Genomic DNA, 18,789 nt, shown 5'->3' on the forward strand with positions numbered 1-18,789 from the left:
GTTTTAAAGATGTGTTAATTTTTTAGTTTTTACCAAATTGTCATATTTTTGCAGCATACTGGTTTATAGAGATTTTGGCTGGATAGAGAATAGAGTTAGACATGAATACAGCGATTACACCAACGACCCCAACAGAATATAGTTATAATGACCGTTATATAAATCGTGAATTGTCTATTCTTGACTTCCATTTACGTGTATTGGAACAAGCGGTAGACCCTTTACATCCATTGCTTGAGCGAATGAATTTCTTGCTCATTTTCTCACGTAACCTTGATGAATTCTTTGAAATTCGTGTTGCGGGAGTGATGGAACAATTTTCTTTAGGCAATGAAAGTCGTAGCCCTGACGGTCTTACACCAAGACAGGTTTTACAAAAAATCTCTGAAACTGCTCATGCTGCGATTGAGCGTCAATACCGTATTTTAAATGAAGAAATCTTACCTAAGCTACGTGAAGAAGACATTTGCTTCTTACGTCGTGGTGAGTTAACTCCAGCCCAGTCTGCTTGGGTAAAAAAATATTTTCATGAACAAGTAGCGCCTGTATTAACGCCAATTAGCTTAGATCCAGCACATCCATTCCCAAGACTCGTTAATAAAAGCTTGAACTTCATTATTACTCTTGAAGGTAAAGATGCTTTTGGTCGTCAAATTGATTTAGCTGTTGTGCCTGCGCCACGTTCATTACCTCGCGTGGTACGACTACCAGATGAATTAACAGGTGGTAAAGAACATCACGTGATGTTATCGGCAATTATTCATGAGCATGTGTCAGATTTATTCCCGGGAATGACAGCAACTGGATGTTACCAATTCCGTGTTACACGTAATGCAGATCTGGCATTAAATGAAGATGTTGAAGACTTAGCTAAAGCATTAAAAGGTGAATTAAGTTCTCGTCGTTTTGGCCGTGCAGTTCGCTTAGAAGTAACTCATAACTGTCCACAGCATATTTATGAGTACTTACTTGAAGAGTTCGATTTAACCGATGAGCAATTATATAAAGTTGATGGTCCAGTAAACTTAGCTCGTCTAGTTTCAAATTTTAAACGTCCTCATTTGCGTTATGACTCGCATACGCCAGTTGTGCCTAAAGTATTTAAAAAGACCGAAAGTATTTTCTCTGCAATGCAGAAGCAAGATATTTTGCTTCATCATCCGTTTGAATCTTTTGCTCCTGTGATTCAGCTACTTCGTGAAGCTGCTCGTGATCCACAAGTCTTAGCCATTAAACAAACGTTATATCGTAGTGGTGCTGATTCTGAAATTGTACAAATTTTGGCAGAAGCGGCGCGTAATGGAAAAGAAGTTATTGCCGTTATTGAATTACGTGCTCGTTTTGATGAAGAATCAAATATTGAAGTCGCGAACGTTTTACAAGAAGCGGGGGCAGTCGTTGTTTACGGTATTGTAGGTTATAAAACCCACGCCAAAATGATCATGGTCGTACGCCGTGAAAATAATAAATTGGTGCGTTATGTTCATTTAGGAACAGGTAACTACCATGCAATGAATGCTCGAATTTATACCGATTATGGTCTAATGACTACAGATAAAGATCTGTGTGAAGATGTACATCGTATATTCCAAGAATTGACTGGTATGGGCAAAATGGCGAAATTGAAAAAGCTATTACATGCACCATTTACCTTACATGCTCAGCTCATTAACTTTATTGATGAAGAAATTGCCAATGCTAAAGCAGGCCGTAAAGCTCAAATCATTGTGAAAGTAAATGCATTAACCGAAGTCCAGTTAATCAATAAATTGTATGAAGCTTCTCAGGCGGGTGTTCAAATTGACCTGATTATCCGTTCGATTTGCTGCTTACGTCCAGGTTTGCCGAACCTGTCGGAGAATATTCGAGTGCGTTCAATTGTAGGACGTTTCCTTGAGCATACTCGCGTTTATTACTTCAGTAATAATGGTGATGCACGTATTTACTGTTCAAGTGCAGACTGGATGGACCGTAATTTATTTAATCGTGTTGAAGCATGTTTCCCTGTTGAAGACCCTGCATTGAAAAAACGTATTTACCAACAAGGTTTGGTAAATTACTTACAAGATAATCAGCAAGCCTGGTTGCTACAAGGCGACGGTACTTGGATTCGTGCTGAGCCAGCAGAGGGTGAAAAATTGCATAATGCTCAAAGGGCATTATTGGAAATCATTAAATAATGAATTTTCAAGACTAAAGAAAAGCCGACATTTTGTCGGCTTTTTTAATTGACTGAAATTCAAAGTAATTTAGTTATTTTTTCTAAATGGTTGCTGGATAAACGATAATAATTTGAAGCACTGCAATATGTTTTGAAAATATGTGATTTTTTACATAAAACATTGAATTTTAAAAATATACAAATCACGAGAAATCTACTTTAATACGCCGCATTAAATATACTTAACTTTGGTAAATGAATAAGATGTAATGCTTTATTAGAAGTTTACTTATTAAAATACTTTTGGGGATAATACCAGTGACCGCTTATGCAGATCAGAAGTGTTATGGGGATATCATCGTATTTCAAAGATTTGATGATCAAGCGATATATCCTTATTTTATAAACTCTTCTAATGATAAAACCAAAAAAAGTGTAGAGAAAAATAAAACATTACTCATCCAAAAAAGAAAACAAAAACAAGATGAGTTGTTAGCCCAAAAGAAAGAAGACGTGCATACAAAGAAAGTAGAAGAAAAGAAAAATTTTGACAGTAAAAAGCAACTTGATGCAGCTGTCGCTAAAGAAATTTTGGAAAATGGTGAAAAGAAATGGATGGTACAAGTTGCATTAGCGGCTACTCAAAATAAGGCAAACATAGTTCAGTCGCAGTTAGAAGCTAAGGGTTATAAGGTTGTAACCAGTGCAACAACTAAAGGCATACGGGTCATGGTAGACCCTGCAAATGACTATGCCATAGCACAAATTATTAGAGAAAAAATTATTACTGATAATAGTTTGAATATGCCATCTGCTTGGGTGTTTAAGTGGGCATCCTTAACACCTCAATAAAATAAAAAGGAGTCCGAAGACTCCTTTTTTTAATCATGTAATCTTGTCGTAATTTTCTGCATAATTTGCAGTAATACATCGAACTCACTTTGTAACGGTGTACTTTTACGAGTCACTAGCGCTAAGGTACGGCTCGGTGCATCTTCAATTGGTTTTGCAGTAATCTGATCATTAAACTTGATCATACTATTTTCAATTGCAATTTCTGGTAAAAGCGTAAAGCCTAAATCAGAAGAAACCATTTCAACTAACGTTGGTAAAGAGCTTGCTTTTAAACGGTTGTCGTTTTTACGCTCGCCGATAGGGCACGCACTCAAAACGTGGTCACGTAAACAGTGACCTTCTTCAAGCAAAATTAATCTTGATAAATCAAGATCATCTAGAGAGTTTGCTTGAAGAGCATTCGCATCTTGTTTACTACATACAAGGTACAAGTTTTCTTTCGAAATTTCAGCGACTTTTAGGCCTCTCGTGTCAAATGGTAGGGCAAGAACGATCATGTCTAAATTACCATGTTCTAAACGCTCTACAATTTTTTCACTTTGTGCTTCATGCAAATGCAGCTGAATTTTAGGTAACTGCTGATGCACTTCATCAAGTAATCGTGTCAGGATAAAAGGTGCAATGGTTGGAATAACACCTAAATGCAAATCACCCGTTAACGGCTCACTCATTTCACGGCTCAAACGCATTAAATCTTGAGCATCTGCTAGTAGTACACGGGCACGAGCAACGACTTGTTCACCTAAAGGTGTTAAACGCACATTCTGACGATCACGTTCTACCAGAACGCCACCTAATAACCGTTCAAGCTCCATAATGCCGCCTGATAGCGTCGATTGAGTGACAAAAGAGCGGCGTGCTGCTTCAGTAAAATGCAAAGTTTCCGACAACGTAACTAAATATGATAGCTGTCTTAATGAGGGTAATGCAGCCATAGTGTCCTAGTCTGATGATTTAAAATGATGCGCAAATAAACCGCTAAGCTGTGGAATAAAATGTGCAGGGATATCATGCCCCATTCCATCAATTAATTCAAACTTAGCACCGGGAATTGCTTTTGCTACAGCCTTACCGTGGCTAGGCGGAAGTAAGCGATCGCGAGAGCCATGTAAGACTAAAGCGGGTTGCTTAATTTCACGGTCGAGTTGTAGTAAGGAGCCTGTACATAATATTGCTAAAAACTGTTGAAGTACACCAGCAGGATAATAGCTACGTTGATAAAGCTTACGCGCGGTTTGCATTGCTTCAATCTGGTTGATATAACCAGGTGAACCAATCAGTTGAAATAGTTTTAAACTATGATTAACAATACCTTCTTCGTCACGTGTCTCGGGTTTACCAATTAAACTCAAAAGTTGTTTCGGAAAAGGAGGTGGTAAAAAAGGCTGGTTATTGCTTGTAAACATAAGCCCTAATTTTTCAACCTTTTCTGGATATTTTGCTGCAAGAATTTGAGCAATCATGCCACCCATTGACGCACCAATCACATGCGCTTTGGTCACGCCTAAACGATCAATGAGTATGGATACATCATCTGCCATATCATGCAGCGTATAAGGTGCACCCTGATTAGTTAGACCCAGTGCAAAGCGGCCCATCAATTTGACGGTATTTAAGCGTTTACCTTCGTGACGTACTTTTGAAGAAAGGCCAATATCACGGTTATCAAAACGAATAACACGAAATCCTTGATCAATCAGCGATTTACAGAAGAAATCTGGCCAAAAAAGCATTTGAGCACCAAGACCCATAATCAGCAAAATGGTTGGATGTTCTGGTCTTCCACCTACTTCTACATGTAATTCAATGCCATTGCCTAAGTTGACTTTGGTTTCTTGCATGAAAGATGTGTACGGTGAAATGTTAAACTGTAAGGCGCTATTCATGTTATTCATTCCTTAAAGGAATACTCTCTAACCGAGTATTCCTGATACAAACCTTATGCTTGGGCTGGAATAAGATCTGGAACAAGCTTTGTTAAAGTTAAACGTTGTTTACCTGCGGTTGCACCTAACAATACAAAACCACGTAATGTTCCGTCATTGTCAATTGCTTTGGCAAGCATACCATCGTCGAACTCTTCTGTTTCCCAGTTCACTTCTACATCAACTGGCGCTGGCAAAACTGTAAGTGGAGCAGCCGGCGTTTTTACTGCAACTGGCATAGCAGGGTAGTGCACAGCAGTTTGTTGTCCACTGAGGGTTTTTGCGAGGGCACGAGCCTGTTGCATAATTGGCATAACATATGGAAGTAAAGTACCGTTTACCTCTGCGCAATCCCCAATTGCATAAATGTCTGCTTGATTTGTTTCCAGTAAACCATTGGTAATAATTCCACGGCTCGTTTGAATATCTGCACTTTGAGCCAGTGAGATATTTGGCTGTAAGCCAATTGCAGAAAGAACAATGTCAGCAACCAATGTTTGTCCGTTTGCGAGTGTTATCGCATAATCTTCACCGTTATTAATTTTACTCACTTTTTCAACGGTTGTGCCTAACGCAAATTTCACCCCAGCTTCCTCAAGATTTTGCTGAAAAGCAGAAGCAATATGTCCTGGAAGTAAACGACCTAATGGTTGAGGAGCTAAATCAATCACAGTAATGTCATATTCACTATGAAGTAAGTCGTTAGCAAACTCACAACCAATTAAACCTGCACCCAAAATAACAACACGTTTGTCTTTGCGCTGAGCTAGATTTTCACGAAAAGTGCGGTAATCACTCAATGAGTTCACGACATGAATGTCATCGCTACCATCACCTGCAATTGCAAGACGAATTGGGTTGGCACCCACGGCTAAAATCAGTTTAGAGTAGGGTTGCTGCGATGTTACACCATCCTTCTCAAGAACAAGCTCATGGCGTTCAGCTAAAATCTCTTTTACATAAGTAAAAGGCTCAATACGCATATTGAGTTGAGTACCCATTTTAGCAGCATCACCTAAAGGAATTTGTTCAGGTGCTTTTTTACCTGCAAAGGCATTTGATAATGTTGGTTTTGCGTAGTTCACTGCATCATCCGCACAAATCATCACAAGTTCTTGCTCTGGGCTAAGCTTACGGAACTCACGTGCTAAGGTATAACCCGCCATGCCTGATCCGATAATGACGATAGGATGCATTTTTTTCTCCAGAGTTAGAATTATTTATTTAATACGGGATTGGTAATATTCGTAAAAAAGACCATGTCAATCATGGCCTTTTACTTTACGTTCTTAGATTTCGATCATTTCGAAGTCAGCTTTTGAAACGCCGCAATCAGGGCAAGTCCAGTCATCTGGAATATCTTCCCATTTTGTTCCAGCTGCAATGCCGTCTTGTGGCCAACCTTCTGCTTCATCATAAATCCATCCACAAACGATACATTGATATTTTTTCATGAGACTCTCCGCACTGATAAGTTTGCTCAAAGCTGCCTTTCAGTAAAACTATTCCATCTATTAATAATGTAACTACGATCCGGTCAATAATAACCAATGTGCCTTTGATCGGATATCAAATTTTTACGCAGTTCTACATTCAAAGTAAAGTAAATAACGGAGTTTAATCATTCGTAAGCAAAGATGAATGGCAGGTTAGGACAAATAAGTGGTTATTTAGGCAAAACTTCGCCATAAACTAATAATAACTAATGCATTCTTACAATTAATTTTATTTGTGAAAATATCATGAAATAAAGAGTACCTGATTATTTAAAAGATTCATCTCATACGAAAGCCAAATAACAACAAACTACATTGCTATAGAATGTCATTATTAAAACCGAAAATTAAAATTTGCTGTCATTTAGACGGTATAAATCAGGGAAGTAAAATATGGAAAATTTAGTATATGAAGTGGAAATTGATGCCCCTATAGAAAAAGTCTGGGACTTACTTTGGAATAGGGAGACATATAACGCTTGGACAAAATTCTTTGCACCAGATTCTTCTATGCGTACTGACTGGCAAATAGGAGGTAAAACTTATTTTCTTGACGGCGAAGGAAATGGGATGGTTTCTACAATCGAACAAATGCAAAAACCGGAGGTATTGATTTTTAAACATTTGGGAATGATTAAGGAGGGGAAAGAAGATTTGGAAAGCGAAGAGGTTAAAGGTTGGAGTGGCTCCTTAGAAAAATATTTTTTAACTCAGAAAAATAATATAACTACTTTAAAAGTTGAATTGGCCACCTTGCCTGAATATATGGGCATGTTGAAAAGTGGCTTTGTCCAAGGTTTTGAGGTGATTAAAAAAATGGCAGAAGCAAAATAGAGCTTCATTTATTTATGTATAAACCAGTTTTTATAATCAAACGATAGAAATCTAGGCCAAATATTTTTTATAAATTTTCATAATCAGATCATTAATCCGCGAAGGATAGGCCAAGCGATGATGTCCACCTTCAAAAGTTTCGATATTCATATAAGGAGCAAGCTTTTCTTGAACGTGGTACATATCAAGTTGCTCATCTCCTAATTCTAAATAGGCCATTTTAGGATTAGAGAGAATGAGTTCTTCTTCAGAAAGTTGAGGGTAGTCCGCCCGAAAATTAGGGTTAAGACTTGGATTTGCCACAATAACAGCTAATTTATGTTGAGCAGCAGTTTTTAGCGCCCAATAGCCACCAATGCTATGGCCCACCAATAAATCTGGTTTGATCGTCTGAATAGCCTGATGGTAAAAGTACTCAACAGATGCATAACTTAAGTTACGATAATCGACGTCAATACAAAATTTTTCAGGATGTAAAATGGCATGGAACTTTGTCGACTCACGCGAAGAATCCAAGCCATGTAAAAATAGAATTTTCATTATTTACGACACAATCTCATTGATAAAATAAAAGGCAAATAGGGCCTTTTGAATATCGAGGTTATTTGGATTTTTTTATATTTTACTAAATGTTTTAAAAAATGATCTTAGCGATTGGTCTAAGTCATTTTGCCCTTAAAAAGCAGTGTTCGTTTCTATAAAACTGTCTTTTTTCATTTTTGTTTGATTGAAATCATTCGAAAAACTCCCGCAATCTGTTAAGATATGGCACTTAATTTTTACTTAATCGAGGCAGAGATGACGCAACAAAACGCTCAATCGACTTCTGAACCAACTATTTCCGAAAACGATTTAATTGCACAGCGTCATGCCAAATTAAAGCAAATCCAAGATGTTGCGAAGGAAACTGGAAAGAGTCCTTGGCCGAATACGTTTAAGCGTGAACACTACGCTGCTGACCTACAAGAACAATTTAAAGATCAGTCGAAAGAACAAATTGAAAGCGCTGAGCATGTTTATGTAAAAGTTGCTGGTCGTGTCATGTTAAACCGTGGTTCTTTCATGGTTATTCAAGATATGACAGGCCGTATTCAGTTATATGTTGACCGTAAGGGTTTACCAAAAGATATTCTTGAGACTATTAAAGGTTTAGATCTTGGTGACATTATTGCTGCTGAAGGCTATATCGGACGTTCAGGAAAAGGTGATTTATATGTTCACCTTGAAGGTTTTGAACTTCTTACAAAATCTCTTCGTCCGTTACCAGATAAATTCCATGGCTTAAATGACACAGAAGTTAAGTATCGTAAACGTTATCTTGACTTAATTGTGAATGAAGAAACACGTAAAACTTTTGAAATCCGTGCCAAAGTAGTTGCTGGAATTCGAGCATTCTTAAACAATGAACGTTTCATGGAAGTTGAAACGCCAATGATGCATGTGATTCCGGGTGGTGCATCTGCGCGTCCGTTTGAAACACATCACAATGCTTTGGATATGCCTTTATTCTTGCGTATCGCACCTGAGCTTTATTTAAAACGCTTGGTTGTTGGTGGTTTTGAACGTGTGTTTGAAATTAACCGTAACTTCCGTAATGAAGGTGTTTCAACGCGTCACAACCCTGAATTTACGATGATCGAGTTTTATCAAGCTTATGCTGATTATAAAGACTTGATGCAATTAACTGAAAACATGCTTGAAAAGTTGGCTTTGGACATTTTGGGTACAACAGATGTGCCTTACCAAGGTGAAGTGTTTAGCTTCAAAGGGCCATTCAAGAAAATCTCTATGTTTGATGCGATTTTAGAGAATAACCCACAATTTACGCCTGAAAATGTTGGCGACCGTGAGTTCCTTGCTCAATTTATTCGTGAAGAATTAAAAGAACAAGTTAAGCCTGGTTTTGGTTTGGGTAAGCTTCAAACGATTGTATTTGAAGAAACTGTTGAAACTAAACTTCGTCAGCCTACATTTATTACTGAATATCCTGCTGAAACTTCTCCACTCGCTCGCCGTAATGATGACAATGCACATATTACTGATCGTTTTGAGTTTTTCATTGGTGGCCGTGAGTTGGCAAATGGTTTCAGCGAGTTAAATGATCCAATTGATCAGGCTGAACGTTTCCAAGCCCAAGTTGCAGAAAAAGATGCTGGTGATGATGAAGCAATGCATTACGATGCAGAGTTTGTCGAAGCGCTTGAGTATGGTTTACCACCTACAGCTGGCGAAGGTATCGGTATTGACCGTTTGGTCATGTTATTTGCCGATGCACCAAGTATTCGTGATGTAATTTTATTCCCGCACATGCGTCGTAAAGAAGGTTAATCTTCTTTAAAGAAAAAAGGCAGTATTTATACTGCCTTTTTTTATAACTTTTATATCTCAAAAACTTACCTATCTATACTAATCTTAAGATAGCGTTAAAAAATGTAATTGCACAGTTTAACAATTGCAAATTTGTGATAAAAAATTTAAGGTGTTGCTCATAAATAACTTTGAGAATTGGCTGGCATGTTTCTAAGAAAAACACTTTCGATTGCAATATTGGCAACTGCTTCATCCGCTATTTTTGCACAAGGCTTAGTGCTAAATAATGAGGACTTGCGTACCGACCTAAACTGGTTAAATCAACAAGGTGTTATCAACATTAGCACTTCGACTTGGCCGTTAAGTGGTGATGAAATCCAGAGAGCACTTTCTCAAGCACAAGTGACACATCCAGCTCAACAAAAAGTTATTAATTCAGTTCTTAATGCATTAAAGGCAGATAACAATACGGTTAAAGTGGGTACTTTTGCTGAAACTGATAGTAAAAATATTCCACAAGCATTCGGGGATAACCAAAAAGCTCAATATCAAGGTTCTTTAGAATTTAATGCTGGTGGTGAAAACTGGGATGCAAAAATCCGAGTAAATGCAGAAAAAGACCCACAAATTGATAATGGACACGATGTGAATGTTGAAGGCTCATATGTGGCAGGTAAACTTTGGAATCAGTGGGTCGTTGCGGGACAAATTCCAACATGGTGGGGTCCTGGACATGATGGTAGCTTAATTCGTGGCGATGCTAGCCGTCCAGTTTATGGGGTAACGGCACAACGTGCTGTGCAAAATGCTTTTGAAAGCAAATGGTTATCTTGGATTGGACCTTGGCAATATCAAGCTTTTGCTGGTCAATTAGATGATTATAAAGCAATTCCAGATGCTAAATTGTTAGGTTTACGTGTAACTGCAAGACCATTACCATATTTAGAATTAGGCGCTTCTCGAACTTTACAATGGGGTGGTAAAGGGCGTTCAGAAAGTTGGGATTCTTTATGGAATGCAATTAAGGGCAATGATAATGTCTATGATGCATCTGAGGATAGATCTAACCAAATTGCAGGATTTGATGCTCGTTTAAATCTACAAACTCTTTTAAATGCACCAGTTGGTGTTTATGGTCAATATGTAGGAGAGGATGAAGCTGGTTTACTTCCTTCTAAAAAAATGTATTTAGCAGGTGTTGACTACTCTTCTAATTATAACAATATGCCTTATCAACTATATGCAGAATGGGCTGACACACGTACCAATAATGATGTAAAAGGTATTTCTTATAATCATTATATTTATAAAGATGGCTATTACCAACATGGTTTTCCATTAGGTCATGCAATGGGTGGCGATGGCCAAATGTATTCAGTGGGTGGTGATATCCGCTTTGATGTCATGAACCGTTTAAGTGGTCGTGCTATGGTGGTTAAGGTTAACCAATCTAACTTGGCAATCAATAAAGCCTTCCCTAAAGATGATGAAATTAAAGCACTTGATTTAACTTGGACGCATTACATAAAACCTGATCTTCCATTAAAAATTAATGGTTGGGTAAGTGATTCTGATCTGGAAGGTAATGATGCGGGCGCATCTATTGGGATTGAAATTCCATTAGACCGTAAAATGTTCGGTTTCTAATGCTTAAATAGATCATGTGTTAGAAAAGAGAAGCTATCAAGGCTTCTCTTTTTTTATGTTTTTTAGAGAAATCTAAAGAGTAGATCATGATTTGCTTACGTTAGCTACACAAGCTACGATTGCCAAGTTGTGCAAGTGAATCAGCATATTACATGTATATGATGAAATCGAATATCAATATGAAAAAACAAGCAAAAGGAATCGGTTTTAAATCACTATAATGCATAACTAATGCTATAAGCCATATAAAGGCTTGTGGTTAGATTATCTATCACGAAAAATTGGAGTTGTTATGGCACTCGTTCCTCCACATGGTCTTCTAGGTGGTGGTTTAATACCACTTCTAGATTTTATGGGCAAAATGGATAGAGAAGGACGTGTTCATGACTGAATCAAGACTCACACATCTCAAGCAACTTGAAGCTGAAAGTATTCATATTATCCGTGAAGTGGCTGCTGAATTTGAAAATCCGGTCATGCTTTACTCAATTGGTAAAGACTCTGCGGTAATGCTTCATCTTGCGTTAAAAGCATTTTATCCAGCGAAACTTCCATTTCCTTTATTGCATGTAGATACAGGCTGGAAGTTTAAAGACATGATCGCGTTTCGCGATAACATGGCAAAAACGCATGGCTTTGATTTAATCGTTCATCAGAACAAAGAAGGTCGTGAAGCTGGAATTAATCCATTCGATCATGGTAGTTCAAAATATACAGATATTATGAAAACCCAAGCTTTGAAACAGGCTTTGGATAAATATCAATTTGATGCTGCTTTTGGTGGTGCACGTCGTGATGAAGAAAAATCACGCGCGAAAGAACGTGTTTATTCATTCCGTGATAGTAAACACCGTTGGGATCCAAAAAATCAACGTCCTGAACTTTGGAATCTTTACAATGGTAAAGTGAACAAAGGTGAAAGTATTCGTGTATTCCCTTTATCTAACTGGACTGAGTTGGATATCTGGCAATATATCTATTTAGAAAATATTCAAATCGTTCCTCTTTATTTCTCTGCTGTTCGTCCAGTCGTAGAGCGTAGCGGTACGTTAATCATGGTTGATGATGAGCGTATGCGTTTAAAAGAGGGTGAAGTTCCACAGATGAAGTCTGTACGTTTCCGTACGCTTGGCTGTTATCCATTAACTGGTGCAGTTGAGTCTGAAGCAGATACGTTACCTGAAATTATCCAAGAGATGCTTTTAGCCACGAGTTCTGAGCGTCAAGGTCGTATGATTGACCATGATGAAGCGGGCTCAATGGAAAAGAAAAAGCAAGAAGGCTATTTCTAAGACAATTTCTAAATTTGTGGAGTTTGAGCAATGTCTCATCAATCAGAATTAATCAGTCAAGATATCTTGGCCTATTTAAAGCAACATGAACAAAAAGACCTTCTGCGTTTTTTGACTTGCGGTAACGTAGATGATGGTAAAAGTACACTTATTGGACGTTTACTCTACGATTCAAAATTGATTTATGAAGATCAATTACAAGCTGTAACGCGTGATAGTAAAAAAGTAGGGACCACGGGTGATGCACCAGACTTGGCATTACTTGTAGATGGCTTACAAGCTGAGCGTGAGCAAGGTATTACCATTGATGTGGCTTACCGCTATTTCTCAACTGAAAAGCGTAAGTTTATTATTGCTGACACACCTGGGCATGAGCAATATACACGTAATATGGCAACAGGTGCGTCAACTGCAGACTTGGCAATTATCTTGATTGATGCGCGTTATGGTGTGCAAACACAAACGCGTCGCCATACTTTTATCGCAAGTTTACTTGGGATCAAAAACATCGTTGTTGCAATTAATAAGATGGATTTGGTTAAGTTCTCTGAAGAACGTTTTAACGAAATTCAGATTGAATATGATGCTTTCGTAAGTCAGTTAGGTGATCGTCGTCCAGCCAATATTCAATTTGTACCAATTTCTGCTTTAAATGGCGATAACGTGGTAAATGCTTCTGAGCATACACCTTGGTACAAGGGTCAAACCTTGATGAGCATTCTTGAATCAGTGGAAATTAGTCGTGAATCAAATAAGCACGAATTCCGTTTCCCTGTTCAATATGTGAACCGTCCTAACCTGGATTTCCGTGGTTTTGCAGGTACTGTTGCTTTAGGTGAAATCAATGTTGGTGATGAAATTGTTGCATTACCATCAGGTAAGCGCTCAACAGTTAAAGAAATTGTCACTTTTGATGGAAACCTTGAGCAGGCTGTTGCGGGTCAAGCTGTTACATTAACTCTAAATGATGAAATTGATATTAGCCGTGGAAACGTTTTAGTACGTGCTGGTGAGCAGCCATTAATTTCCCGTAGTGTTCGTGCTTCAGTGGTATGGATGAATGAACATCCGCTTGTGAAAGGTAAGTTGTACAACGTTAAAATTGGTACACAGACTGTTCCTGCTAAAGTGACTGCAATTAACTTCCGTGTAAATGTGAATACATTGGAGCACACGCAAGTTGAAGAACTTGAGTTAAATGCAATTGCAGACGTGATAGTTGAGTTTGATGCGCCAGTGGTATTTGATCAATATCAAGATTCAAGATACACAGGTTCATTTATTTTCATTGATCGCTTAAGCAACGTAACTGTTGGTGCAGGTATGGTTGAAGCTGCTGTTGAATGGACTGCACATAGCAATCCTGTAACAGCTGAAGACCGTGCTGCGCGTTTAGGACAAAAACCTGCGGTGATTGGGATTTCTGCACAGTTAATCGAGAAAGCTCAAGTTTTAGAAAGCTTATTGATCCAACAAGGTGTAGTTGCGATTGCAAAAGCCAACTTAACTGCTGAGCAAATTACTTTACTCCGTGAGACAGGTGTTGTTGTTATCACTACGGCTGTGGATGGTACAGATACAGAAGTTACTGCTGAAACCGTTGAAGAGGCAGCTGAAAAAGTTGTGGAATTAGTCCGTCTTTAATAGGCTGAATTGATTTTGAAAAAACCCGCGTAAGCGGGTTTTTTTATTGGGTTTAGAAAATACTTTGAGTTTTTAAAGTTAAATATTCTCTTAAATCTTTAGGATAGCTCTGAATCATCTTTAAAAATACATCTCGATCGCCTTGATATAAGGCGCGTGTTGCTTCCTCGTAATTTGGCATATTGCCTAACATGGCAGACATAAAACGGTCGATGGCTTGTTTGGCGAGCATAATATTGCCTTCAGAATTTGGGTTATTTAACTCTTTATCAATTAACTTACGAATTACTGCTGATGCACTCGCACTTTGTTGATCTAACCAATTCCAATGTTTCTTCTGTAAAGTGATTTCACGCGAAATTACTCCCAGTTTAGGTCGTCCAACTTTCTTAGTTTCTTCAGGTTCAGCATAACGCTGTTGAAATTCTTGTTCGGAACCAGAAAGATCAAGATCAATTTGTTGACCTGTTTGATCATTAAAAATCAGAATATTTTCCGTTGTTTTCGAAAGATCTTTGAGTTTTTTTGCAAGTTCAACTAGGGAGTCGCTCGCAATAAGCGTGCTTCCAGTGAAAGCAGTATAGGTGATTTTAGTATTCATTTTAGCCGTATATTTTTATCTGGGTAAAATAATATTATCAGGGTAAAACTATTTTGGCAAATAATTAAAATCATAACCAAAGAATTATTTGATTTTATGAGTGAAGTCTCTGAAGTTGGGACTATAAAATTAGTCAAGATAATAGGCTATTTAAAATTTTATTCTGCTTTGATATCGCTTTTATGAGACAATGTTTTTTTATTTTTGTGTATTAGGACTCCCATGATTGAGCAATCTCCTGAATCTTTAAGCGATATCGAAATTTTAGACATTTTACAGTCTATGAAAAAAGATAAGCTGGATACGGAAGCAAATGAGATTATCCGTAATGGGGGGAAAGCTGGGCGTCAAGAAGCACATAAACAGGCTTTAGTTGCATTAAATGCAAACTTTGAAGAAAAGTTTGTAGAAGCGGCTACGCTGGCATTAGGCTTGAATTCAGGTCAGGCGAAAAAGATTCGTTATAAAAAAGACCGTATCCGTATTTTTAAAGCACGTGGTATTGATTATTTGGCTATTGATGGTGCAGAAACCGCTCAGGTTTTAGCTCAAGTTGCTCAAGCGATTAGTCGTGAAGACGCGATTGTGACTGAAGGTCTACACAATATTTTTCCATTTTGGAAAGAAGGTTGGCCAATGGTTCAGTTTGATAATGCTTATAAAATTTTAGAAGAAGACATTACATTGCATTTTCAGATTGTGTTAGATCACTTAATTGAATATGTACAGAAATAAAAAAAGCCCCGATTGGGGCTTTTTTATTGTATATGAATAATTAAAGCGTGCTAAAGAGTGGAAAAACACCAATCACTAAAGCAGTACCCATTAATACCATACAAGTTATAAATGCCCACTTTAAAGTGAACTTTTGATGGTCAGCAAAGTCGACTTTAGCAAGACCACATAACAAATAGGTTGATGGAACTAGGGGGGATAGTAAGTGTACAGGTTGACCTACAATCGATGCACGAGCAATCGCTTCTGCACTAATACCATAATGTGAAGCAGCTTCAGCAAGAATAGGTAAAACGCCATAGAAGAAAGCATCATTCGACATGAAGAATGTCAACGGCATACTCACTAAAGCTGTGATTGGTGCAAGATATGGACCCATGCTTGGAGGAATCATTGCGACGAATTCTTTAGACATCGCTTCAACCATACCAGTGCCAGATAAAATACCTGTGAAAATACCTGCTGCGAAAATTAAGCCCACAACAGCTAAGACACTATCTGCGTGCATTGCAATACGCTTTTTCTGCATATCAACATCTGGGTAGTTAATGAGCATTGCGATACAGAATGCTATCATGAACAACACAGACATAGGCAAAATGCCTTTAATCAAAGCAATCATAAGAAGGATTGTGAGCACCATATTTACTTTGCGTAAATGTGGGCGAGTCGCTTCAGGATCTTTCGATACGGTAATATTGTCACCATGGTGAGTTTCAAGCTCGATAACGCCTAAACGTTTTTGCTCGTAACGACCATATAAATATGCCAAGAAGAATAACCAGCCAATACTAATGACCATAGGAATAATCATGGGTACGAAAATGTGGCTTGGGTCAATTTGCAGGGCACTAGCAGCACGAGCTGTAGGGCCACCCCATGGCGTTAGGTTCATTACACCACTACATAACAGCATAAGTGCAGTCATGATGAGTGTATTCATTCCTAAGCGTTGATAAAGTGGCAACATAGCAGCCACACAAATCATATAAGTAGTTGATCCATCACCGTCTAAAGAAACCATTGTCGTTAAGAACACGGTTCCCATTGTGATTTTTAAAGGATCGCCTTTAACCTTTTTCAAAATCCATTTAACCGGTGGATCGAAAAGACCTGCATCGATCATTAAGGCAAAATATAAAATTGCGAATAAAAGCATTACGCCAGTTGGCGCTAATTTTTTGATGCCATCCAGCATCATCTCGCTGAGACCTTTGAGTTCAATGTGACTTAAACTTTCAAAGTAGTGACCTAGGCCCCAAGCAATAAGAGAAAAAATAAATGGGATGAGAATTAAAGCAATAATAGGGCTTAAACGTTTGGACATGATTAAGTACATGAAGCACAAAATCATGCCAACACCAAGTAATGTCAGCATACAATCAATCCTTTGCCTATAGTTTTACTGAACAAGTTTATTCAAAACTCTGACCTTGGTTATTCTTATTAATTTTTATTAAAAAGACAAATAATATATTTAGTTTATTTGGTTAATATATATTCAGTTAGAGAGGTATATTTAGACGAAATACTGAACATATATAATAAGATTATAGTAAGCATATAATAAATATAGCCCATTATTATGCAGTATAAAGGTTTTATAAAAATAGAAATTATATGATATTTTTTTTAATTATATGTGTTTTGATGGGTGAAATGAGAAGAAGAACCATTTAAAGACTTGCTTTGACCTAAGTTACATAAGTTTGCTGGGAATGTAAATGGGGATCTATTGCTTTGTGTTAATTGAGGTATATAGATTATTCTATTATTTTTCAGTATTTAATATTTAATGTAAGTGATAATTTAAATAATATTGCTTTTAGATTAAAAGCGCAAATTGGATTTATGAATCTAAAATAATTATTACATATATTTGAAAAATTTATTTAGATTAAAAAATACCCCACATAAAATTGTGAGGTATTTAAATTAATATAAATCAGTTTTCATCAATTGATGAATGTACTTCGCTTTGTTCTAAAATTCGAGTTACTAGGAGTTGGTCAATTTTAAAATGATCGACATCGACTACTTCAAACTTGTATCCACCAAATTCCACAAAATCTGCTGGACGCGGAATTTTGCGTAAGCGATACATCATGAAGCCTGCTAGTGTTTCATAATTTTCTTCATCAGGCATTTCATCAATTTCAAGTGCGTGTCTTAAGTCATCAATTGGTGTGCTGCCATCAATTAACCAAGAATTATTATCACGTTTAATAATTTGCTGGTCTTCCTCAATCGGGGTTACCCAGTCGCCCATAACCGTAATCATAATATCGCTTAAGGTAATAACCCCTACGACAAGCGCATATTCGTTTATAACAACCGCAAACTTTTCTTTTGTAGAGCGGAAACGATCAAGTAATTCCGAGAGGGTTAAGGTGTCCGGAATCATCAGGACAGTACGAATAGTTGACTCATTCAATTGAGTTGGGGATTGGTTGTTTAGAATACGAACAAGAAAATCTTTGGCATCAACGTAACCAATGACTTGATCAATATTTTCATTACATACCAAAAATTTTGAATAAGGATATTCAGCCAATTTTTGACGAATGCTATCTTCATGTTCATTTAAAGTGAAATAAACAACATTTTCACGTGTTGTCATACTAGAAGGTACGTTACGTTCTTCTAATTCAAAAACATTCTCGATAAAGTGATGTTCTTGTTTTTGCAATACACCTGCTTGAGCACCTGCATCCATTACTGCTGAAATATCATCAAACGTAATGTTGTCTTCTCGCGTTGTATTTACTTTAAATAAACGGAATAGCAGGTTGGCAATTGCGTTAATACCCCAAGCTAAAGGTTTGCAAACCTTAATAAATACCTGAATTGGATTAATAACACTAATTGCAATTTTTTCAGGCGCAATCATTGCCAAACGTTTTGGCATAAGATCGGCAAATAAAATAAAGAGTGAGGTCACTAAGGTAAAGGATAGGGCGAAACCGATCGTTTGTGTCCAAGGACCTGCATAGAAACGGTCCACTAAAGTGACAAAATAAGGACGAAAAGCAGCTTCACCCAAGATACCGCCTAAAATTGCAACTGCATTCAGGCCAATTTGAGAGGCTGCAAAAAAGTCAGCAGATTGTTCCTGTAAATCTAGTACTTGTTGGGCGCGTTCTTCACCCGCTTCGGCTAGAATTTTTAGCTTAACTTTTCTGGCACCCGCTAGTGCGATTTCCGTTAAAGATAAAAAGCCTGCTCCGATGATAAGCAGTACGATGATAATGATATTTTGAAAGAGACTCACAAATCACCTGAGGTTCAT

Annotated in this window: 18 protein-coding genes; 9 read left to right on the forward strand and 9 right to left on the reverse strand. The window is 37.5% G+C overall.

All coding sequences use genetic code 11. From position 1 onward, the window contains the following. Window positions 1–101 precede the first annotated feature (101 nt). Window positions 102–2,180 carry a polyphosphate kinase 1 gene (ppk1, locus tag ACINWC141_RS00350; RefSeq protein WP_009386329.1) on the forward strand — a complete coding sequence of 693 codons (2,079 nt, stop codon included), beginning with the start codon at window positions 102–104 and terminating at the stop codon, window positions 2,178–2,180. A 59-nt stretch (window positions 2,181–2,239) separates the two neighbouring features. Here ppk1 and ACINWC141_RS19150 read toward each other — a convergent pair whose 3' ends face one another. Next, on the reverse strand, window positions 2,240–2,368 hold the full coding sequence (locus ACINWC141_RS19150; RefSeq protein WP_081399959.1) for a hypothetical protein: 129 nt from the start codon (window positions 2,366–2,368) through the stop codon (window positions 2,240–2,242). Window positions 2,369–2,437: 69 nt separating this feature from the next. Here ACINWC141_RS19150 and ACINWC141_RS00355 point away from each other — a divergent pair, with 69 nt between their 5' ends. After that, entirely contained in the window at window positions 2,438–3,013 is a 576-nt protein-coding gene (locus tag ACINWC141_RS00355) for an SPOR domain-containing protein (RefSeq protein ID WP_249364759.1), read from the forward strand. 29 nt (window positions 3,014–3,042) lie between these two features. Here ACINWC141_RS00355 and oxyR read toward each other — a convergent pair whose 3' ends face one another. From oxyR to rubA, 4 genes are all read right to left on the reverse strand, one after another. Then, entirely contained in the window at window positions 3,043–3,951 is a 909-nt protein-coding gene (oxyR, locus tag ACINWC141_RS00360; RefSeq protein ID WP_009386334.1) for a LysR family transcriptional regulator OxyR, read from the reverse strand. A gap of 6 nt (window positions 3,952–3,957) precedes the next feature. Next, the gene (estB, locus tag ACINWC141_RS00365; RefSeq protein WP_009386575.1) at window positions 3,958–4,902 is read right to left on the reverse strand and encodes an esterase EstB; all 945 of its coding nucleotides are present in this window, start codon (window positions 4,900–4,902) and stop codon (window positions 3,958–3,960) included. 53 nt (window positions 4,903–4,955) lie between these two features. Beyond that, window positions 4,956–6,137, reverse strand: a complete 1,182-nt coding sequence (rubB, locus tag ACINWC141_RS00370; protein ID WP_009386595.1) for a rubredoxin reductase RubB — start codon at window positions 6,135–6,137, stop codon at window positions 4,956–4,958. Window positions 6,138–6,230: 93 nt separating this feature from the next. After that, the gene (rubA, locus tag ACINWC141_RS00375) at window positions 6,231–6,395 is read right to left on the reverse strand and encodes a rubredoxin RubA (protein ID WP_000760495.1); all 165 of its coding nucleotides are present in this window, start codon (window positions 6,393–6,395) and stop codon (window positions 6,231–6,233) included. Between the two features lie 435 nt (window positions 6,396–6,830). Between rubA and ACINWC141_RS00380 the strand changes: the two genes are divergently transcribed. Beyond that, window positions 6,831–7,271, forward strand: a complete 441-nt coding sequence (locus ACINWC141_RS00380) for an SRPBCC family protein (protein ID WP_009386502.1) — start codon at window positions 6,831–6,833, stop codon at window positions 7,269–7,271. A 51-nt stretch (window positions 7,272–7,322) separates the two neighbouring features. Here the strand turns inward: ACINWC141_RS00380 and ACINWC141_RS00385 are convergent, their stop codons facing one another. Next, window positions 7,323–7,811, reverse strand: a complete 489-nt coding sequence (locus ACINWC141_RS00385) for a YqiA/YcfP family alpha/beta fold hydrolase (RefSeq protein WP_009386608.1) — start codon at window positions 7,809–7,811, stop codon at window positions 7,323–7,325. A 258-nt stretch (window positions 7,812–8,069) separates the two neighbouring features. Between ACINWC141_RS00385 and lysS the strand changes: the two genes are divergently transcribed. The 5 genes from lysS to cysN all read left to right on the forward strand — a co-directional run bounded on the left by lysS (window position 8,070) and on the right by cysN (window position 14,164). After that, on the forward strand, window positions 8,070–9,599 hold the full coding sequence (gene lysS, locus ACINWC141_RS00390) for a lysine--tRNA ligase (RefSeq protein ID WP_004793971.1): 1,530 nt from the start codon (window positions 8,070–8,072) through the stop codon (window positions 9,597–9,599). A 186-nt stretch (window positions 9,600–9,785) separates the two neighbouring features. Continuing rightward, window positions 9,786–11,228, forward strand: a complete 1,443-nt coding sequence (locus tag ACINWC141_RS00395; protein ID WP_009386599.1) for a capsule assembly Wzi family protein — start codon at window positions 9,786–9,788, stop codon at window positions 11,226–11,228. Window positions 11,229–11,520: 292 nt separating this feature from the next. Then, window positions 11,521–11,619 (forward strand): hypothetical protein, encoded by a 99-nt coding sequence (locus tag ACINWC141_RS19980; protein WP_016141897.1) that lies wholly within the window; start codon window positions 11,521–11,523, stop codon window positions 11,617–11,619. Further along, window positions 11,612–12,520, forward strand: a complete 909-nt coding sequence (gene cysD, locus ACINWC141_RS00400; RefSeq protein WP_000140408.1) for a sulfate adenylyltransferase subunit CysD — start codon at window positions 11,612–11,614, stop codon at window positions 12,518–12,520. The genes ACINWC141_RS19980 and cysD overlap by 8 nt, the downstream gene beginning before the upstream one ends. A 30-nt stretch (window positions 12,521–12,550) precedes the next feature. Further along, window positions 12,551–14,164, forward strand: a complete 1,614-nt coding sequence (gene cysN, locus ACINWC141_RS00405) for a sulfate adenylyltransferase subunit CysN (RefSeq protein WP_009386514.1) — start codon at window positions 12,551–12,553, stop codon at window positions 14,162–14,164. A gap of 52 nt (window positions 14,165–14,216) precedes the next feature. Here the strand turns inward: cysN and ACINWC141_RS00410 are convergent, their stop codons facing one another. Further along, the gene (locus ACINWC141_RS00410; protein ID WP_009386506.1) at window positions 14,217–14,765 is read right to left on the reverse strand and encodes a DUF2239 family protein; all 549 of its coding nucleotides are present in this window, start codon (window positions 14,763–14,765) and stop codon (window positions 14,217–14,219) included. 222 nt (window positions 14,766–14,987) lie between these two features. Between ACINWC141_RS00410 and ACINWC141_RS00415 the strand changes: the two genes are divergently transcribed. Continuing rightward, window positions 14,988–15,500, forward strand: coding sequence for a hypothetical protein (locus ACINWC141_RS00415; RefSeq protein WP_004793963.1), 513 nt, complete (start codon window positions 14,988–14,990; stop codon window positions 15,498–15,500). 40 nt (window positions 15,501–15,540) lie between these two features. Here the strand turns inward: ACINWC141_RS00415 and ACINWC141_RS00420 are convergent, their stop codons facing one another. Beyond that, entirely contained in the window at window positions 15,541–16,878 is a 1,338-nt protein-coding gene (locus tag ACINWC141_RS00420; protein WP_009386577.1) for a CitMHS family transporter, read from the reverse strand. A 567-nt stretch (window positions 16,879–17,445) separates the two neighbouring features. Continuing rightward, a complete protein-coding gene (paeA, locus tag ACINWC141_RS00425) occupies window positions 17,446–18,771 on the reverse strand; it encodes a polyamine export protein PaeA (RefSeq protein ID WP_009386551.1) in 1,326 nt (441 codons plus the stop codon). Window positions 18,772–18,789 lie beyond the last annotated feature (18 nt).

It is taken from the genome of Acinetobacter sp. WC-141, assembly GCF_000313935.1.
Lineage (GTDB): Bacteria > Pseudomonadota > Gammaproteobacteria > Pseudomonadales > Moraxellaceae > Acinetobacter.